Source organism: Haloferax sp. Atlit-4N (assembly GCF_003383025.1).
In the GTDB taxonomy this organism is placed as follows: domain Archaea; phylum Halobacteriota; class Halobacteria; order Halobacteriales; family Haloferacaceae; genus Haloferax; species Haloferax gibbonsii.
This window is the reverse complement of record NZ_PSYY01000001.1, coordinates 452,747-469,050: the sequence shown is the minus strand read 5'-3', so window position 1 is coordinate 469,050 and position 16,304 is coordinate 452,747. Positions and strand designations below refer to the sequence as shown.

The following is a 16,304-nucleotide window of genomic DNA, read 5'->3' as shown; positions in this document are numbered from 1 at the left end:
GGCATTCACCGTTCTCTTTTGCGGTCCGACCCCCGAGCTACGGGCTCGGCCCCCGCTGTGCGTTGAGGTAGCCGAACACCTTCGAGAGCACGTAGACGATGGCGATGAAGGGCAAGAACGGAACCATCAGGACGACGAGGATGAGAAACATCGTCCACCCGATGGAGTCCATCTCGCTGTTCGTCCGCGGTCGGGTCCCCGGCGTAACGGTGTGGTAGGCCTTCTGTGCGAGGCTCAGCGAGTCGTCTTCGCTCATGAAATAGTGTTAGTTCGGCGAGACGATAAACCGAACGCCGGACCGCGGGGCCGACCTCACCAATGTCGGTACTTCGCCCGCTCTTCGGTCGCGCCGCAGTCGGGGCACTCGTAGGTCCGCCTGTCTTCGAGGTCGGTCCGCTTTTCGTCGTCCACGCGATACATCTCGACTTCGCATGCCTCGCACAGCATGTGTTAATTATCGTATGTGATACCGTAAATCTAGGGGAGCGCCCGGATAGTCGGCTCAGTTGGCGTTTTTAGCAGTGCTCGCGGCTGCGTATCAGCGCTGAAAAATAGAATCCGGTCGTGTCGCGGCGCGCCCGGCTATTCGAGGTGGACCGCGGGGCGGAACGGAATCGCCTTCGAGGCGCGGTCGGCGGGGTCGACGATGTCGGGGTCGTCCTCGGCGAACACCTCGACCTCGGCGTCGAACTCGCGGGCGAGGAAGTCGGCCGCGCGCTCGTAGGTGCCGGCCTCGTCCAGTTCGAGCTGCGCGCGGAGCGTCGATTCGTCGCGCCCGCGGGTCTGGTCGACGAGGTCCTGCACGAGGTCGTTCACGTCGTTGCCCTTCTCGCGGAGGTCGGGGTCCTGCATGACCTGACCCATGATTGCGCCGACGTTGTCGCCGTTGTCGACGACCGTCTCGAACACGTCGCGCTTCCAGTCGGCGGCGACGTAGACCCGGATGGTGTCGGGGTCGGAGTCGGTCACGTCGATGATGTCGCGCACGTCCTCGGTCAGGCGCTCGACCTGTCGCTCTTCGAGTTCGACCGGCTCGTCTTCGAACTCGGCGTCCGGTTCGGGCCATGGCGCGTCCTCCGCGGGCGTGCCGGTCAACTGCTCGTGCAGCTCGTTCGTCATGAACGGGATGAACGGCGCGAGCAGGCGCAGACGGGTTTCGAGGACCGTCCGGAGCGTCCACTTCGCGGCCGGGCGGTCGAGGTCGGTCCGGCGGCGGTACCACCGCAGCGACTCCTCGAAGTTGTAGAACGCCGCCTGACTGGCCGAGCGCGTCTCGGACTCGTCCATCGCGGTCGTCACGTCGCGGACGGTGTCCTGCAGCTTCGACAGGAGCCAGCGGTCGACCGTCTCCAGTTCGGGCCGCTCGTCCGGTCCGGGGTCGGCGATAATCTCCTGCGCGCGGTTCCAGAACCGTTCGAGCTGGTCGTGAACCGAGCCGACGAGGTCGTCGCGCCAGTCGTAGTCCTGCCACGGCTCCGCGGAGTTGAGCAGGAAGAAGCGGACGGTGTCCGCGCCGTACTCGCCGATGGCCTCGCCGGGGAGGACGACGTGACCCTTCGAGGACGACATCTTCTGGCCTTCGAGCAGGCCCATGCCCATGATGACGATGCCCTGGGGCCACTGCGGCTCGTCGAACAGTTCGCCGTGGTGGAACTGGTAGAACGTCAGGTGGTTCGTGATGAGGTCGTTTCCGGAGAACCGGTAGTCGACGGGGTACCAGTAGTCCCACTCCTCGCGCAGTTCGAGCGCTTTCTCGGGGGCGTCGTCGACCGCGTCGGCCCCGTAGAACAGCGCGTCGAAGAACTCCTGGGTGAGTTCCTCGGTCGGAATCTCCTGCAGGCGGTGGGCGATGGTGTAGTACGCCATGTAGATGGTCGAGTCCGAGAGGGGCTCGATGACGAACTGGTCGTCCCACGGCAGGCGGGTTCCGAGGCCGTAGTTGCGGATACACGGCCACCCGTTGAGCCAGTCGATGGTGTGGTGGTACTCGTCGCGGGTGTTCTCGGGGATGGCGTCCAGCCCGTCGGCCACGTCGTGGGCGAGTCGCTTCCAGTCCTCGTCGTCGTACGAGAGGAACCACGTGTCCTGTTCGGCGACGACGACGTCGCCGCCGCAGCGGCAGACGACCTCCTCGGAGAACTCCTGCATCACGTCGAACTGGCCGGCCTCGATGCCGTCGGCCTTGTAGTCGTCGCGGACCTCCTCGACGAGGCCGCCGGCGTAGTCGCCGTAGAACTCTTTGAGGCGACCCGCGTGGAACTCCTTGTTGTAGAGGTCCTTCGTGGCCTTTTCGAGGGCGGGGTCGTCAGAGGACTCGATTCCGCGGTTCTCGACGGCCGACTTCGCGGGAATCTCGCCGTACGCGTCGTCCTCGGAGTTGATGTCGAGAATCGGAATCGGTTCGATGGCCGCCACGTCGGCGGGGTCGATGCCGAACGATTCGAGGTAGTCGGCGTCGGCCTTGGCCTCCTGCAGCGCCACGTAGTCGTCGGGGCTGTGGGCCGGGACGGACATGACGACGCCCGTCGCGTTGTCGGCGTCGACGAAGTCGGCCGGCAGGACGAGCACGTCGTCGCCGGTGACGGGGTTCTCGACCGTCTGGCCGACGAGTTCGGCACCCTCGACGGTTTCGAGAACCTCCACGTCGCGGGCCTGATATTCGAGTTTGTCGGCCGCGTACTCGGAGACGAACCACGTCTCGCCGTCGACCTCGGCGACCACGTAGGTCGCCTCGGGGTCGATGTAGGCGTTGGTCACGCCGCGGACCGTCTCGGGGCGCAGGGTCGCCATCGGGACGACCACGTCGCCGCCGTCTCGCTCCCAGCCGAAGCGGACCAGCGTGTACTCCTGGAACTCGGCGTTCTCGCCTTCGAGCAGGTCGTGGGTCGTGACCGGCTGTTCCTCGTTCGTACAGAACTTGACGGGGTGGAGGCCCTTCTCCAGTCGCCCGCGCTCGCGGAGCGTCCGGTACTGCCACTCGACGAACTTCGAGTAGCGCTCGTTGTTCGTGGTGAACTCGCGCCGCCAGTCCACCGACAGACCGAGCGACTGCATCCCCTTCTTGTAGTGTTCCTCGATGAAGTACCGCGCCCAGCCCATGGGCGATTCGAGGTCCGAAAGCGTGTCCTCGGGGACGTTGTAGGTGTCGGTCAGAACCGAGAGCTGTTTCTCCTCGCGGTTTTTCAGGCGCTCGACCGCGCCGATGATGGGCGTGCCGGTGACGTGCCACGCGATGGGAAACAGGACGTTGTCGCCCTGCTGTCGTCGGTAGCGAGCGTACACGTCGGGAACGGTGTACGTCCGCGCGTGCCCGATGTGCATCCCGCCGCTGGGGTACGGATAGGGCACCGTCACGAACGTCGCGTCGTCGGCGTCTGCGTCCGGGTCGGCCTCGTATCGGCCGGTCTCGGACCAGCGCTCCCGCCAACGCGCTTCGAGTTCCTGCGGGTCGTAGTCCATATCCGTGGTAGTGGTACCCCGGCCTAAAATAACTCCTATACTCGACTTGTGTGGCTGTCTGATTGCGGCAGATATTGCCACACGGTGGCACGAGACAAACGGGAGAGACTGGCCGCGAAACGGCGTCGAGTCCTCGTTTCGCCAGAATCGAGACCGGTACAGAACTGACGGCGCAAATCGCGACCGAAACGCGCCGACGGGCGGGCAAAGAAACGAAAACGGGAACGAAAACGGAAACGAAAGCAGCGAGCGACCCACCAAGAGAGAGCCTGTCGCGGGCGACGCGCCAGCGGGTATCGGGGCGGCGACGCCGGCTCAGTCGATGTCGATGCGGCGGGAGTCGTCGGGTTCGACGTCGCGCTTGGGGAGGGTGACCGTCAGGACGCCGTTGTGGTAGCCGGCGGACGCGCCGTCCTCGTCGACCGACTCGGGGAGGCGAATCGTGCGGCGGGCGGACTCGTGGCGGCGCTCGCGGCGGAGGTATTCGCCGTCGGCGCGTTCCTCGTCGAGTTCGCGCGTCGCGTCGACCGTCAGCGTGCGGTTGGCGACCGACAGGGAGATGTCCTCCTTCTCGTAGCCCGGGAGGTCGATGGTGACGACGATTTCGCCGTCGTGGTCGGTGACGTCGATTGCCATCTCGTGGCGGACCTGCGCCATCACGCCCGAACGGTCGAACTGCCGTCCCATCTCGTCGAACTGGCGGGACATTCGCTCGAACAGTTCCTCGAAATCGTCGAAGGGGTTGGTACGTCGCATCATGTGTTTTTTCACCGAGGCATATGGACGCCGTCTGAGGAGATAATCGTTTCCGGAACGTAGATAGCAATTCGCACGCTACAGGACTTGAAACACCGATATTCAAAAGATGAGCCGCGTCACTCGATGTCGATTTGCGTGGAGTCGTCGCCCGCGGGTTCGGCCTTCGGGAGCGTCACGGTCAGGACGCCGTTTTTGTACGACGCCGTCACCTCGTCGCGGACGACCTCGGCGGGGAGCGTAATCGTCCGGGAGACGGACCGCTGGCTCCGCTCGCGGCGGACGTACCGGTCGTCGTCGACCTCCGACGACTCCTCGTGGTCGGCCGCGATGGTGAGTCGCCGCCCGCTGACGCTCACGTCGAGGTCGTCCTTCTCGAAGCCGGGGAGGTCGGCGACGACCTCGATGACCTCGTCGTCGTCGACGACGTCGAGGGAGATGTCTTGGAACCGACCGATACCGGACTCCTCGAACGACCGGCCCATCCGGTCGAACAGGTCTTCTATCTCGTCGAACGGGTTTCGCTGCATACGCGTCCGAGTACGTCGCCGACGGCAAAGAAAGATGTGCTCAGACCCACATATCGAGAGCGCCCGGCCGGACTGCGGAACGGGGGCCGCGGATGCTCAGTACAGGACGTGCCGCGTGTCGTACGACCCGAGGACGCGAACCCAGCCGTTGCGGGCGATGCCCTCGACCTCTTCGAGCGCCTCCTGCATCCGCTCTTCGTAGAGGCCGGCGTCGGCGTCGATGTGGAACAGGTAGTCGCCGAGGCGGTTGCCGCTCGGGCGCGACTCGATGCGCGAGAGGTTGATGTCGCGTTCGGCGAACGCTTCGAGCAGTTCCAAGAGGAGTCCGGGGTAGTTGGCGTTGGGGTAGACGACGAGCGAACTCTTGCCGCCGGCGTCCGAGCGGGCGGACTCGGGCGCGATGACGAGGAACCGCGTCGCGTTCGACGACTGGTCCTGGATGTCCTCGGCGATGATTTCGAGGTCGTCGCCAACGTTGTCGGGGTGACCGATGCCCGCGACCGACGGGTCCGCGCGGGCGCGTTCGACGCCGCGGGCCGTGCTGGCGACGGCTTCGAGCTTCGCGTCGGGGTAGTTCTCTTCGAGGTAGGACCGACACTGCGCGAGCGCCTGCGAGTGGCTGGCGACGACGTCGAAGTTCGCGCTCTGGGCCAACAGCGCGTGGCGGATGGGCGTGACGATTTCCTGGACGACGCTCACGTCCGAGTTCGCCACGGCGTCGAGGCTCTCGGTGACGCTCCCTTCGATGCTGTTTTCGATGGGAACGACGCCGCGCTCGAACGACCCGTCGGCGACCGCTTGGACGATGGAGGTGACCGATTCTCGGAAGGCGACGTCGTCGGCGACCGCGCGGGCGGCGCGATGGGAGTACGTGCCCGCCGGGCCGAGCGTGACTGCCTGCATGGACACCCCTTCACGAAGCGGCGACAAAAGACCGTCGGGGCAGGCAGATTCGGCCTATCGCTCCGCGCAGAACTCGACGAAGTTGCGGAGGATGGTCAGCCCGGTCTCGCCGGACTTCTCGGGGTGGAACTGCGTGCCGAAGACGGTTCCCTCCTCGTTGGCGACGACCGCGGGGAACTCCACGCCGTAGTCGGTCGACGCGACGACCGCGTCCTCGTCGTCGGGGTCGGCGTAGTACGAGTGGACGAAGTAGGCGTACTCGCCGTCGACGCCCTCGACGAGCGGGTGGTCGCGCCGGACGTTGAGTTCGTTCCAGCCCATGTGCGGGACCTTCTGTCCCTCGTCGAAGCGGACGTTGCGGCCGGGGATGAAGTCGAGCCCCTCGACCTCGCCCTCGCCCGCGTGGTCGGCCTCCTCGGAGGAGGTCAGCAGCATCTGCATCCCGAGACAGATACCGAAGATGGGCGTCCCGTCGGCGGCGGCCTCGGCGAGCGGTTCGCGGAAGGGGCCGGCGTTCTCCATCCCCTCGGAGAACGCGCCGACGCCGGGGAGAACGATGCCGTCGGCGTCGTCGAAGTCGGCCGGGTCGTCGGAGACGACGACGTTCGCCCCCGCGCGTTCGAGCCCTCGCATGGCGCTCCGGAGGTTTCCGAGCCCGTAGTCGACCATCACCACGTCGGCGAGGGTCTCTTCGGGCGACTGTGTCGTGCTCATGCGTACACGTGCGAGACCGGGAGGCAAGTGAGTTTCCGTCGCGGCGACGGTCGCCCGATGACCGCGGGACCGACGCGGTATCACAAAATCGCCCGACTGTTCTATGTTTACTCACAGAGTACGCAATATGACTTTATATCTATGTATCTATACGGAGAAAGAATAGGAAGATTTAACCTCAGTGTGTCTGAGTGTTCTGACGAATCACATGTCTTCCCGACGGAGTTTCCTCAAGAAGACCGGCGCGCTCGGCGCGCTCGGCGTTTCGGGGTTGAGCGGGTGTATCGGCAGCGTCACGGGTGGGTCGGACTCGGTCAACTTCCTCCTCACGCCGTCCGAATCGGACGTGGACATCAAACAGCAGTATCAGCCGCTGTTCGAGTACCTCGAATCCGAGGCCGACGTGACGGTCGAATCGTCGGTCGCCGCGGACTACGCCGCGGTGTACCAGGCGTTCAAGTCCGGGCAGGCCGACCTCGCCGACTCCTCGCCGACCATCGCCATTCAGGGCGGCAACGAGGGCGTGACCGAAGTCATGGGTATCCGCGTCGCCTACGGCGCGGCGAAGTACTTCTCCATCATGACGACGACGCCCGACAGCGGTATCGAGGAACTCGCCGACCTCGAAGGCGAGACCGTCGCGTTCGCCGACCGCCTCTCGACGAGCGGGTCGCTGTTCCCGCTTTTCATGCTGAATCAGGCCGGCCTCGACACGGGCAACGCCCCCGACGGCGAGCCCGTCGACTTCACCGGCCAGTGGTCCGACCACGCGACCGCCCGCGAGACGCTCGTCAACCGCGACGAGGTCGTCGCCGCCGGCACGGGCGCGTTCTCGACCGCGCCGCACGTCCCGAAAGACCAGTTCCCCCAGCAGTTCCTCGACACCTCCGCCGAGAACGACGGCGACCTCGGAACCGCGGACCCCGAACTCCAACTGCTCGCGGCTTCCGACCCCATCCCCCGCGCACCGATAATCGTGCGCTCCGAGCTGGAGTCCGGACTGAAGTCGTCGCTGACGGACGCGCTCACGAGCGTCACGCAGGACGACCTCATCAACGAGGACCTCTCCGACGACCAACAGCTCTGGTTCACCGGCGTCGAGCCGGGCACCGTCGAGGACTACCAGCCGATTCAGAACGTCATCGACACGCTCGGAATCTCTCTCGGACAGTAATCAACTCACAAACAATTCCATTGCAGTATCATTTTGGCGGTGCCGCGCCCACGAACCGTAGACGCGGGAAGTCCGCCCACACACTATGAGTACCATCGAAGTACGTAACCTCACGAAAGCGTTCGGCGACGTCCGGGCGTTGGACGACGTCTCTTTCACCATCGAGGACGGCGAGTTCGCCGTGCTCCTCGGGCAGTCTGGGGCGGGGAAGTCCACGCTCCTTCGCTGTCTGAACGGCCTGACGAACCCGACGTCCGGCGAGATTCGAATCGACGGCGAGCCGGTCAAAGGCCCGCGCGACGACGTGGCCATGATTTTCCAGCAACACTACGTGCTGGGACAGCTCAGCGCCTACGGCAACGCGCTGACCGGCGCGCTCAACCGCACCTCGTTCTTCCGTAGTCTCGTCGGCTGGCACGCGGAAGAAGACAAGTTCGAGGCGCTCCGCGCGCTGGAGACGGTCGGACTGCTCGACCAGGCGAACCAGCGGACCCGAAGCATGAGCGGCGGCCAGCAACAGCGCGTCGGCATCGCCCGCGCGCTCGTCCAGGGGCCGAACCTGCTTTTGGCCGACGAACCCGTCGCCAGCCTCGACCCCGCCAGCGCCGAGACGGTGATGGGGTACATCCGGAGCGCGGCCGCGGAGCGCGACCTCTCGACGCTCGCGAGCCTCCACCAGGTGAACCTCGCCCGGGAGTTCGGCGAGCGGTTCCTCGCGCTCCGCGACGGGAAGCTCGTCTTCGACGGCTACCGCGAGGACCTGACGGTCGACGTCATCGACCGCATCTACGGCGACGTCCAGACCGCGGACATCCGCGAGGGGACCGAGGTGAGCGCATGAGCGGCGGCGATTCGACCTCGGACGACGACGCGCGAAGCGGCGAGGACCGACCCCGCGACGCCCGAGCCGACGGCGGCACCGAGGCCCAGTCAGGGACGCTCGACCGCGCGCTCCGAGACATCACCCTCACCAAGCGCATCAAGTGGGGGATGGCGTTCCTCATCTCGGTCGTCTTCGGCTTTTTCTTCTTCGAGGCGCTCTCGGAGGTCGGCTTCTCGGTCGCGGAAATCCTCTACTACTGGCCCGAGTTCCAGGAGGCGCTCGGGGACTTCTTCCCGCGGACGACGCTGTTCGGCCTCCCGTTCGTCGATTTCGGCTCCTACTGGCAGTTCATCCAGGAGCGGGACCTGTTCGGCGCGGCCATCGTCACGCTGGCGATGGGCTTCGCCGGAACCGTCCTCGGCATCCCCGGCGCGCTCCTCCTCGGCGTCCTCGGCTCCGAGCGCGTGACGCCCTACCCCTTCAACTTCATCTTCCGCGGCACGATGAGCGTCATCCGCGCCATCCCGGCGCTCGTCTGGGCGCTCATCTACATCCCGCTCGGCGGCGTCTCGCCGTTCACGGCGACGCTCGCCATCGGGACCGACACGATGGGCAACCTCGGCCGCCTGTTTACCGACGCGCTCGAAGAGGTCGAAGACGGACCGATAGAGGCCATCGAGTCGACCGGCGCGAACCGCCGGCAGACGGTCGTCTTCGGGATGCTCTCGCAGGTCTTTACGCCCTTCATCGCGTGGACGATGTACATCCTCGAAATCAACACGCGCATCGCCGTCACGATGGGGCTCATCGGCGGCGGTGGCATCGGCTACGTCCTGCAGACCCAGCGGAGCCTGTTCAAGTACACGAACATGATGGCGACGATTCTCGTCATCTTCGTGCTCGTCGTCTCCGTCGAGTTCGTGAGCCAGCGCGTTCGCTCGTACATCCGCGGCGAGGAAGAAGAGGGCATGAGCGTCCTCAAACTCGTCATCGAGTTCCCCCAGCGGATGGCCCGCTCCATCTGGGAGTAACTCCGGCGACCCGACTCGGCGGTTCTCTCGCGGTACGGTTTTTATCGGTCCGTCGCGTCTCACAGCGTAGCCTATGCCGTCGTCGCCGCGTTCCACTCCTTCGCCGTCGCACGCCGCCTCCTCGGGGTCTGGTCTCGCCGCCTCGCCCGTCGCCCTCGCCGCGCTCGTGGTCGCGAACCTCGTCCCCCTCGTCGGCGTCGTCTGGTTCGACTGGAGCCTGAAGGCGCTGCTCGTCGCCTACTGGCTCGAAAGCGGCGTCGTCGGCCTGCTGAACGTCCCGAAGATTCTCGCCGCCAGCGGCCGCGGCGACGGCGGGTCGAGCATCAACGCCACCATCAACGGTCGGCGGGTTGACCTCTCGCCGCCCGAATCGCCCCGCGACGGCTTTCACTTCTACCCCTCGAACGTCCCCATCGCGGGCTTTTTCGCCATGCACTACGGGATTTTCTGGGTCGTCCACGGCGTGTTCGTCTGGTCGTTCGACGCCTTCGCGGGCGGGGCGGCCGGCGCGGTCGGCGGCGTCCCGCTCGGCGCGGTCCTCCTCGCGGCGGGCGCGACGGTCCTCAGCCACGGCGGGTCGTTCGCCGCCAACTTCGTCGGCCGCGAGGAGTACCGGAGCGTCTCGCCCGGCACGCAGATGTCCGAGCCCTACCGCCGAGTCATCGTCCTCCACCTGACCATCATCCTCGGCGCGTTCCTCGTCGCCGCCTCGGGCGCGCCCGCCGCGGCGCTCGTCGTCATGGTCGTCGTCAAAACCGCGCTCGACGCGGGCGCGCACCTCAGGGAACACGCCCGGGCAGAAAAGCGGGCGAAACCGCCCGAAGAACCGGTAGGCGAGCGAATCGAAGTCAACGACGCCTCGGCCTGAGCGCCGGAGTGAACGGGCGCTCTCGCGAACTCAGAAGTCGCCGAGGCTGGCCTGTCCGTCCGAGGAGTCGGCGAGTCCCGAGAGGTCGGCGGCGCGCGCGATGGTCTCGAAGAAGCCCTCGCGCTGGCTCCGGTCGTAGAGCGTCGCCGCGGGGTGAACCGAGAGGAGGACGCGGTAGGAGGCGTCGCCGACGCGGGCGTCCACGACCGACCCTGACTCGTTCGTGATGGCGACGCCGCGGTCGAGCAGGTGCTGCGAGGGCACTTTCCCGAGGGTGACGATTAGCTCGGGGTCGACGAGTTCGAGTTCGTGGGCGAGGTAGCCCCGGCAGTTCGACAGTTCGTCGCTCGTCGGGTCGCGGTTGTCCGGCGGGCGGCAGCGCACGCAGTTGGTGATGCGAACGTCGGCGCGGGCGAGGCCGGCCTCGCGGAGCGCGTCGTCCAGCACGGAGCCGGAGCGGCCCACGAACGGCTCGCCGCCCTCGTCTTCCTTCGCGCCCGGCGCTTCGCCGAGGAAGAGCAGGTCGGCGTCGTCGGGGCCGACCCCGTTGACGATGCGACTCCGCGAGTCGACGAGTTCGGGGCACTGCTCGCAGCCCGTCACGCAGAGGCCCTCCATGTGTTCCATACTCGGTTCGAGGGCGGGGACGGCTTAATCCCCGGCGAAGCGTCGCGCGGCGCGGGCGGCCATCCGGGCCACGCGAATCGGTTCGGGACGACCGCCGACCGGGGTGAACCCGCGGACGACCCGCGCGGCCTCGTCGTCGTCGCAGCCGGCGGCCCGGACGAACACCGTCTCGCCGTTCACATCGAGCCGTCGACGGGGCGGGGGCGCGCGGTACGTGGCGAGTCGCCGGTCGAGCGCCGCGCCCGAGAAGTGAGCCGAGAGCGCGGGTTCGAGCCCCTCGCTCTCCTCGAAGGAGACCGAGACCACCGGGAGGTCGAGGTCCGCGGCGAGGCGCTCGATGTCGACGAGGTTGAACCACGCCGGGGCGATGCCGGAGACGAGCAGGTAGCGCACGTCCTCGCGGTCGAGCGAGGCGTACAGCGAGGCGATGGCGTCGGTCGCGTCGTCGCCGCCGACGGTGCACGTCTCGAAGGCGAGGCCGTCGACGACCCGGTCGGCGCGGACGACCGCGCCGCAGAGCACGCTCTCCGGAGACGGGTCTGTCGAAAAATGAACGTCGTCAGCGTCGTCTGTGGGTGCGCGCGCCGCCCCGGGGGAAGATTCCGCGACCCCGAGGGCGCGAGACCCCGGCTTCACTCGTCTTTAATCTCCTGGAGCCGGTCGAGGAGTTCGTCGTTGGACGCGCCGATTTCGAAATCGACCTCGCCCTCGTGTTTCTCCTCGCTCGTCGTGACGCCGTCTTCCTCGTCGAAGTCGACGTTCTGGTCTCCTTGTTCGGACTCGTCGTAGCTCCCAAATCCCATACAGTCATACGTACACGACCGAGCCCCAAAAAGGATTTGTCGCGCGAGTTCGACGTTCGGTGGCGAGTTGCGGTGTCGCGGGGAACGTCTCGCCCGTCCGACTTTTTCCGTTCGGGCGCGTACGCGGAGGTATGGAAGTCATCCCAGTCACCGCCGACGCCGAGAGCTTCACCTGCAACGCCTACCTCGTCCTCGGCGCGCGAACCGTCCTCGTCGACGCCGGAACGATGCCCGGCGTCGAGGAGGTCGTCGCCGAGCACACCGACGACCTCGACGCGGTGGTCGTCACCCATCAGCACTCGGACCACGTGGGCGAACTCGACGCGGTGGTCGAGCGGTTCGCCCCGGACGTGTACGCCTACGCCGACCACCCGCTTCGAACGCACGAACTCGAAGACGGCGACCGCGTCGAGATGGGCGACGAATCGTTCGAGGTCATCTACACGCCGGGTCACGCCGACGACCACGTCTCGCTCGTGAGCGGGCGGTCGCTGTTTTCCGGCGACGTGTTCGTCTACAACGACGGCGCGTTCGACGACGGCAGCTTCGGTCGCACCGACATGCCGGGACAGTCCCGCGAGCGCCTCATCAGCAGCCTGCACACGCTCCTCGACCGCCTCCCGTCGACCGTCGAGGCGCTGTACGCCGGCCACGGCGACCCCTTCGAGAACGAGGTCGGGGGCGACACCGTCCGCGACGCGCTCGAACGCGCGCTCGAACGCGCGGAGCGCCGCGAACCGAAGTACCCGGAGGCCTGAGATGGCGACCGACACGACCGGGGGCGCGGGCGGCGACCTGACGCGACTGCACTACGTCGGCGTCGGCCTCGCGGCCGTGACCGGCGTGATTCACCTCGTCCTCGGGGCGGGCGCGCTGGCCGCGAACCTCGCCGACCCGCTCGGCATCGCGTTCATCGGGGCCGCGGCGGGCTTCGCCGCCGGCATCGTCGGCGTCCTGCGCGGCGACGAGCGCCTCCGCTCGCGGGTGGTGTTGCTCGGCATCCCCTTCACCGTCGGACAGGTGGTCCTCTACGTCGCGCTGAACTGGCCGAATATCTTCGGAATCGGCGGCATCGTGGACAAACTCGTCCAGCTCGCGCTGCTCGCGGTGCTGGTCGAACTGTATCGGCGAGACGCCTGAGAGAGAAGCGTGCGGGCTTACGCGGCGCGGCGTTCCTTCGACTTGGGTCGAAGGTGCTTGTAGCCGCACTTGCGGCACTGCTTTGCCTTCTGGGGGTTGCGCGCGTTGCACCGCATGCAGATCTGCTTCTCGAGCGTCCGCTTCGTCGCAGCGTCACTAGCCATGCATACGAGTCCCCCCGCCGGTCGTATAACGCTTGCGAGACACACCGCCGGCGCTCGCGGCGCTCTCGGCGGCCATCTGGATGGGTCGGAAAACGCGGCGGTCCGCGGCGCGCCTACGCGCCGGCCTGGCTCAGCGCCGATTCGATGTCGTCGCGCTGGGTGACGCCCACGAAGCGGTCGACGATGCCGTCGTCGTTCTCGACGATGAGCGTCGGGAGCGAGCGAACCTGATACTGGTTGGCAACGTCCTGTTCCTCGTCGACGTCGACCTTGACGAACTCGACGTTCTCGTAGTCGCCCTCGAGGTCGTCGAGAATCGGGTCCTGCGTCTTACAAGGGCCGCACCAGTCCGCGTAGAAGTCCAAGAGTCGAACAGTCATCGTATCCCGACGCAACTTGCCTGCCCCCGCGCATAAGGATTACTCATGGGCCCGCACCTCTCCGGTTGTGCTTCCGGTCATTCAAAACGGGTTCCGACCCGTCGACCCCCGAGACGGCCGCGAGCGGGCTCGTCCGATGAGCGAGGTTTTCCGGCCGCGGCGGGGCGCGTTCCGAGCGCGAGCCGAAACGTTTACGCGGCGGACGCACGGACGGTGGAACATGAGCAAGGGCCAGAACAGCGGCGGTCTGATGTCGAGCGCGGGCCTCGTCCGCTACTTCGACGCGGAGGACCGCAACGCGATTCGAGTCGACCCCAAGACCGTCGTCGCCACGGGAGCGCTGTTCGGCATCGGCATTCTGGTGCTGAACGCGCTCGCGCTCTGAACCGCGCCGACCGCCGAACGGACGCTTTTTGTCCGCGGCTTCCCGAGACCCCTCCATGACCACGCTACGCGCCGGCGTCGTCGCCGTGCAGGGCGACGTGTCCGAGCACGCTGACGCCGTCGAGCGGGCCGCCGCGGCCCACGGCGTCGACGCCGAAATCGTCGAGATTCGAAGCGACGGCCTCGTCCCCGACTGCGACGTGTTACTCATGCCGGGCGGCGAGTCCACGACCATCTCCCGACTCCTCGAACGCGAGGGCATCGACGACGAGATTCGCGCCCACGTCGACGCCGGGAAACCCGTCCTCGCCACCTGCGCCGGCCTCATCGTCGCCTCCCGCGACGCCAAGGACGACCGCGTGACCACGCTCGACCTCCTCGACGTGACGGTCGACCGCAACGCCTTCGGCCGGCAGGTCGACAGCTTCGAGGCTCCGCTGGACGTGGCCGGCCTCGACTCGCCGTTCCCCGCGGTGTTCATCCGCGCGCCCCTCATCGACGAGGTCGGCGACGGCGTGGAGGTGCTCGCCGAGTGGGACGGCAACCCGGTCGCCGTCCGCGACGGCCCCGTCGTCGGCACCTCCTTCCACCCCGAACTGACGCCCGACAGCCGCATCCACGACCTCGCGTTCTTCGACGAACTGGCGGTCGAAGTCGACGCCTGAGCGGAGCGCTCGACCGGCGGCGCGGACTCCCCGACGGGGGTGCCGCCGGTCACCGGAACCAGAGGGTCTTTTTCCGCGCCCGCCCGTCGTGCGACCATGGACGCCGACACCCCGACCGACGAGGTCCTAGACGAGCTCTTTGCGACCATCGAGTCGCGCAAGGTGGAACTCCCCGAGGGCTCCTACACGACGACGCTTTTCACCCACGAGAAAGGCGAGAACTACGTCCTCGAAAAGCTCGGCGAGGAGACGACCGAGGCCATCCTCGCGGCCAAGGACGACGACCGCGAGGAACTGCTCTACGAGAGCGCCGACCTCGTCTACCACCTGCTCGTCCTGCTGTCGATGAAGGACGCCTCGCTCGACGACCTGCGCGAAGAGCTGAAAGCCCGCTTCTGAGACGGCCGCGGCGGCTCCCGCGACCGCAACGTTCGACCGCCGCCGCTCGCCGCCCGCAGTTCCCGGACGAGACGGCCCGATTGCAAAGCACCAAGGGCGTGCACCCACGATAGCGCACTCTCTCGATGCACGCCTCCCGAAGCCGCGTCCGCCAGTTCGCTCCCGCGCCCTCCACGACCCACCGCGCCGCGCCCGTCACCCGAGGGTCGGCCGCGTGAGTCGGCTGTTCGGCGGCGACGAGCCGTCAGTCGAGTTCGTCGCCGGGAGCCTCATCGCGGGCGTCTTCTTCGGCGGCGTCGGCGCGGGCGTCGCCTTCCCGACGCTGCCGACGCTCGGTCCCATCATCGGCATCACGCCGTTCGTGGTCGGCCTCATCCTCTCGGCGAACCGCTTCACTCGGCTGGTCGTGAACACGCCCGCCGGGCAGATACTCGACCGGATGGGGACGCGCCGGCCGATGATAGCCGGGTTCGTCGTGCAGGGGCTGTCGCCGTTCGGCTACGTCCTCGGGCTGAACCCCGGCCCGATTCCGCTCGACAGCGCGACTATCTTCCTCCTGTCGCGGGCCTGCTGGGGCGTCGGCTCGGCGTTCGTCTTCGTCGGCGCGTTCAGCACCATCACGCACGTCACCTCGGGCGAAAACCGCGGGAAGTGGGTCGGCTACATGCGCGGCGGCCAGAGCCTCGGGTTCCCCGCGGGCCTCGTCGTCGGCGGTCTCGTCACCGACGCGTTCGGCTACGCCACCGCGTTCGCCGTCGCGGGCTGTGCGGGCCTGTTCGCCGCCCTCGTCGCCATCTCCGTCCTCCCGGACGTGCAGACCGACGTGACGGCGGCGAGTTCGCTCCGCGACGTGCCGCGGCTGGTGCGGTCGGACATCCGCATCTTCACCGTCGGCACCGTGAACTTCGCCGTCCGCTTTCTGTTTGCGGGCGTCCTCCTCTCGACGGCCGTGCTGTACGCGACGGCGAACGACATCTCGCTCGGCGGCCTCTCGGGGGCGGGCGTCAGCGGCGTCGTGATGGCCGTCGGCGTCGTCGCGTCGAGCGTCACGACGCTCGTCGTCGGGCGGTACTCCGACCGCCTGTCGAACCGCGCGGCGCTGACGCTGCCCGCGCTCGGCGTCCTCGCGTCCGGATTCACCCTGCTGGCGCTCGTGCCGACGCTCCCGTCGACGCTCGCGGGCGTGGCGCTCATCGGCGTCGGCGTCGGCGGGTCGAACCCGCCGCTGTTAGCCTACCTCGGCGACCTCAGCCCGGCCGACGACGTGGGCAAACTCGGCGGCGTCTACAACGTCTTCGGCGACTCGGGGTCGACCCTCGGCCCGCTCGTGGCCGTTCCGATGGCCGAGGTGGTCGGCTTCCGCGTCGAGTACCTCGCCTGCGTCGCGCTCGTCGCCGTCGTCGGACTGCTCGTGGCGCGGACGCTCTACGGGGAGGCGGCGACGGTGCCGCGGTCGGAACCGTCGTGAGAAATCGCGTCAGGCG

22 protein-coding genes are annotated in these 16,304 nt (G+C 67.4%); 10 read left to right on the top strand and 12 right to left on the bottom strand.

Features of this window, described 5'->3' with window-relative positions; all coding sequences use genetic code 11:
- Positions 1 to 37: 37 nt before the first annotated feature.
- The 7 genes from C5C07_RS02470 to hisH all read right to left on the bottom strand — a co-directional run bounded on the left by C5C07_RS02470 (position 38) and on the right by hisH (position 6,362).
- A complete protein-coding gene (locus C5C07_RS02470; RefSeq protein ID WP_004973435.1) occupies positions 38 to 256 on the bottom strand; it encodes a hypothetical protein in 219 nt (72 codons plus the stop codon).
- 56 nt (positions 257 to 312) lie between these two features.
- A complete protein-coding gene (locus C5C07_RS22070; RefSeq protein WP_255418486.1) occupies positions 313 to 447 on the bottom strand; it encodes a hypothetical protein in 135 nt (44 codons plus the stop codon).
- 135 nt (positions 448 to 582) lie between these two features.
- Positions 583 to 3,459 (bottom strand): leucine--tRNA ligase, encoded by a 2,877-nt coding sequence (gene leuS / locus C5C07_RS02465; RefSeq protein WP_115804485.1) that lies wholly within the window; start codon positions 3,457 to 3,459, stop codon positions 583 to 585.
- Positions 3,460 to 3,774: 315 nt separating this feature from the next.
- Positions 3,775 to 4,218 carry an archaeal heat shock protein Hsp14 gene (hsp14, locus tag C5C07_RS02460; RefSeq protein ID WP_004973439.1) on the bottom strand — a complete coding sequence of 148 codons (444 nt, stop codon included), beginning with the start codon at positions 4,216 to 4,218 and terminating at the stop codon, positions 3,775 to 3,777.
- 116 nt (positions 4,219 to 4,334) lie between these two features.
- On the bottom strand, positions 4,335 to 4,745 hold the full coding sequence (gene hsp14, locus C5C07_RS02455; protein ID WP_050458585.1) for an archaeal heat shock protein Hsp14: 411 nt from the start codon (positions 4,743 to 4,745) through the stop codon (positions 4,335 to 4,337).
- Between the two features lie 96 nt (positions 4,746 to 4,841).
- Positions 4,842 to 5,648 (bottom strand): prephenate dehydratase, encoded by an 807-nt coding sequence (gene pheA / locus C5C07_RS02450; protein WP_004973442.1) that lies wholly within the window; start codon positions 5,646 to 5,648, stop codon positions 4,842 to 4,844.
- A 54-nt stretch (positions 5,649 to 5,702) separates the two neighbouring features.
- Positions 5,703 to 6,362, bottom strand: a complete 660-nt coding sequence (gene hisH / locus C5C07_RS02445; protein WP_004973446.1) for an imidazole glycerol phosphate synthase subunit HisH — start codon at positions 6,360 to 6,362, stop codon at positions 5,703 to 5,705.
- Positions 6,363 to 6,570: 208 nt separating this feature from the next.
- Here hisH and C5C07_RS02440 point away from each other — a divergent pair, with 208 nt between their 5' ends.
- The 4 genes from C5C07_RS02440 to C5C07_RS02425 all read left to right on the top strand — a co-directional run bounded on the left by C5C07_RS02440 (position 6,571) and on the right by C5C07_RS02425 (position 10,258).
- Positions 6,571 to 7,536, top strand: coding sequence for a phosphate/phosphite/phosphonate ABC transporter substrate-binding protein (locus tag C5C07_RS02440; protein ID WP_004973447.1), 966 nt, complete (start codon positions 6,571 to 6,573; stop codon positions 7,534 to 7,536).
- Positions 7,537 to 7,621: 85 nt separating this feature from the next.
- Positions 7,622 to 8,377 (top strand): phosphonate ABC transporter ATP-binding protein, encoded by a 756-nt coding sequence (locus C5C07_RS02435; protein ID WP_004973448.1) that lies wholly within the window; start codon positions 7,622 to 7,624, stop codon positions 8,375 to 8,377.
- Complete coding sequence (gene phnE, locus C5C07_RS02430; RefSeq protein ID WP_233510259.1) at positions 8,374 to 9,390, top strand: phosphonate ABC transporter, permease protein PhnE; 1,017 nt, start codon at positions 8,374 to 8,376, stop codon at positions 9,388 to 9,390. Before C5C07_RS02435 ends, phnE begins: the two co-directional genes overlap by 4 nt.
- 73 nt (positions 9,391 to 9,463) lie before the next feature.
- Positions 9,464 to 10,258, top strand: coding sequence for a DUF6498-containing protein (locus C5C07_RS02425; protein WP_115804484.1), 795 nt, complete (start codon positions 9,464 to 9,466; stop codon positions 10,256 to 10,258).
- Between the two features lie 30 nt (positions 10,259 to 10,288).
- On the opposite strand, the gene C5C07_RS02420 is transcribed toward C5C07_RS02425, so the two are convergent.
- The 3 genes from C5C07_RS02420 to C5C07_RS02410 are packed head-to-tail and all read right to left on the bottom strand — an operon-like array spanning position 10,289 to position 11,688.
- Positions 10,289 to 10,885 carry a uracil-DNA glycosylase family protein gene (locus tag C5C07_RS02420; RefSeq protein WP_115804483.1) on the bottom strand — a complete coding sequence of 199 codons (597 nt, stop codon included), beginning with the start codon at positions 10,883 to 10,885 and terminating at the stop codon, positions 10,289 to 10,291.
- 24 nt (positions 10,886 to 10,909) lie between these two features.
- The gene (locus tag C5C07_RS02415) at positions 10,910 to 11,521 is read right to left on the bottom strand and encodes a DUF99 family protein (protein ID WP_115804482.1); all 612 of its coding nucleotides are present in this window, start codon (positions 11,519 to 11,521) and stop codon (positions 10,910 to 10,912) included.
- A complete protein-coding gene (locus tag C5C07_RS02410) occupies positions 11,518 to 11,688 on the bottom strand; it encodes a DUF5786 family protein (protein WP_004044482.1) in 171 nt (56 codons plus the stop codon). The genes C5C07_RS02415 and C5C07_RS02410 overlap by 4 nt, the downstream gene beginning before the upstream one ends.
- 131 nt (positions 11,689 to 11,819) lie before the next feature.
- On the opposite strand from C5C07_RS02410, the gene C5C07_RS02405 reads away from it, so the two are divergent.
- Both C5C07_RS02405 and C5C07_RS02400 read left to right on the top strand, forming a co-directional pair.
- Positions 11,820 to 12,446, top strand: coding sequence for an MBL fold metallo-hydrolase (locus tag C5C07_RS02405; RefSeq protein ID WP_050458578.1), 627 nt, complete (start codon positions 11,820 to 11,822; stop codon positions 12,444 to 12,446).
- Between the two features lies 1 nt (position 12,447).
- Positions 12,448 to 12,828, top strand: coding sequence for a hypothetical protein (locus tag C5C07_RS02400; RefSeq protein ID WP_004973454.1), 381 nt, complete (start codon positions 12,448 to 12,450; stop codon positions 12,826 to 12,828).
- Between the two features lie 17 nt (positions 12,829 to 12,845).
- Here the strand turns inward: C5C07_RS02400 and C5C07_RS02395 are convergent, their stop codons facing one another.
- Both C5C07_RS02395 and trxA read right to left on the bottom strand, forming a co-directional pair.
- Positions 12,846 to 12,992, bottom strand: coding sequence for a 50S ribosomal protein L40e (locus C5C07_RS02395; protein WP_004044485.1), 147 nt, complete (start codon positions 12,990 to 12,992; stop codon positions 12,846 to 12,848).
- 113 nt (positions 12,993 to 13,105) lie between these two features.
- Entirely contained in the window at positions 13,106 to 13,387 is a 282-nt protein-coding gene (gene trxA, locus C5C07_RS02390; RefSeq protein WP_394295171.1) for a thioredoxin, read from the bottom strand.
- A gap of 205 nt (positions 13,388 to 13,592) precedes the next feature.
- On the opposite strand from trxA, the gene C5C07_RS02385 reads away from it, so the two are divergent.
- From C5C07_RS02385 to C5C07_RS02370, 4 genes are all read left to right on the top strand, one after another.
- Positions 13,593 to 13,757, top strand: coding sequence for a preprotein translocase subunit Sec61beta (locus C5C07_RS02385; protein WP_049904986.1), 165 nt, complete (start codon positions 13,593 to 13,595; stop codon positions 13,755 to 13,757).
- Between the two features lie 55 nt (positions 13,758 to 13,812).
- The gene (gene pdxT / locus C5C07_RS02380) at positions 13,813 to 14,421 is read left to right on the top strand and encodes a pyridoxal 5'-phosphate synthase glutaminase subunit PdxT (protein ID WP_004973460.1); all 609 of its coding nucleotides are present in this window, start codon (positions 13,813 to 13,815) and stop codon (positions 14,419 to 14,421) included.
- 96 nt (positions 14,422 to 14,517) lie between these two features.
- Positions 14,518 to 14,820 (top strand): phosphoribosyl-ATP diphosphatase, encoded by a 303-nt coding sequence (gene hisE / locus C5C07_RS02375; RefSeq protein WP_115804481.1) that lies wholly within the window; start codon positions 14,518 to 14,520, stop codon positions 14,818 to 14,820.
- Between the two features lie 214 nt (positions 14,821 to 15,034).
- On the top strand, positions 15,035 to 16,288 hold the full coding sequence (locus C5C07_RS02370) for an MFS transporter (protein WP_004973464.1): 1,254 nt from the start codon (positions 15,035 to 15,037) through the stop codon (positions 16,286 to 16,288).
- The last annotated feature ends 16 nt before the right edge of the window (positions 16,289 to 16,304 follow it).

Bases quoted from the DNA above. Each gene is read 5' to 3' on its own strand.
- C5C07_RS02470 (WP_004973435.1), bottom strand. From the start codon at position 256: ATGAGCGAAGACGACTCGCTGAGCCTCGCACAGAAGGCCTACCACACC.
- C5C07_RS22070 (WP_255418486.1), bottom strand. From the start codon at position 447: ATGCTGTGCGAGGCATGCGAAGTCGAGATGTATCGCGTGGACGACGAA.
- leuS (WP_115804485.1), bottom strand. From the start codon at position 3,459: ATGGACTACGACCCGCAGGAACTCGAAGCGCGTTGGCGGGAGCGCTGG.
- hsp14 (WP_004973439.1), bottom strand. From the start codon at position 4,218: ATGATGCGACGTACCAACCCCTTCGACGATTTCGAGGAACTGTTCGAG.
- hsp14 (WP_050458585.1), bottom strand. From the start codon at position 4,745: ATGCAGCGAAACCCGTTCGACGAGATAGAAGACCTGTTCGACCGGATG.
- pheA (WP_004973442.1), bottom strand. From the start codon at position 5,648: ATGCAGGCAGTCACGCTCGGCCCGGCGGGCACGTACTCCCATCGCGCC.
- hisH (WP_004973446.1), bottom strand. From the start codon at position 6,362: ATGAGCACGACACAGTCGCCCGAAGAGACCCTCGCCGACGTGGTGATG.
- C5C07_RS02440 (WP_004973447.1), top strand. From the start codon at position 6,571: ATGTCTTCCCGACGGAGTTTCCTCAAGAAGACCGGCGCGCTCGGCGCG.
- C5C07_RS02435 (WP_004973448.1), top strand. From the start codon at position 7,622: ATGAGTACCATCGAAGTACGTAACCTCACGAAAGCGTTCGGCGACGTC.
- phnE (WP_233510259.1), top strand. From the start codon at position 8,374: ATGAGCGGCGGCGATTCGACCTCGGACGACGACGCGCGAAGCGGCGAG.
- C5C07_RS02425 (WP_115804484.1), top strand. From the start codon at position 9,464: ATGCCGTCGTCGCCGCGTTCCACTCCTTCGCCGTCGCACGCCGCCTCC.
- C5C07_RS02420 (WP_115804483.1), bottom strand. From the start codon at position 10,885: ATGGAACACATGGAGGGCCTCTGCGTGACGGGCTGCGAGCAGTGCCCC.
- C5C07_RS02410 (WP_004044482.1), bottom strand. From the start codon at position 11,688: ATGGGATTTGGGAGCTACGACGAGTCCGAACAAGGAGACCAGAACGTC.
- C5C07_RS02405 (WP_050458578.1), top strand. From the start codon at position 11,820: ATGGAAGTCATCCCAGTCACCGCCGACGCCGAGAGCTTCACCTGCAAC.
- C5C07_RS02400 (WP_004973454.1), top strand. From the start codon at position 12,448: ATGGCGACCGACACGACCGGGGGCGCGGGCGGCGACCTGACGCGACTG.
- C5C07_RS02395 (WP_004044485.1), bottom strand. From the start codon at position 12,992: ATGGCTAGTGACGCTGCGACGAAGCGGACGCTCGAGAAGCAGATCTGC.
- C5C07_RS02385 (WP_049904986.1), top strand. From the start codon at position 13,593: ATGAGCAAGGGCCAGAACAGCGGCGGTCTGATGTCGAGCGCGGGCCTC.
- pdxT (WP_004973460.1), top strand. From the start codon at position 13,813: ATGACCACGCTACGCGCCGGCGTCGTCGCCGTGCAGGGCGACGTGTCC.
- hisE (WP_115804481.1), top strand. From the start codon at position 14,518: ATGGACGCCGACACCCCGACCGACGAGGTCCTAGACGAGCTCTTTGCG.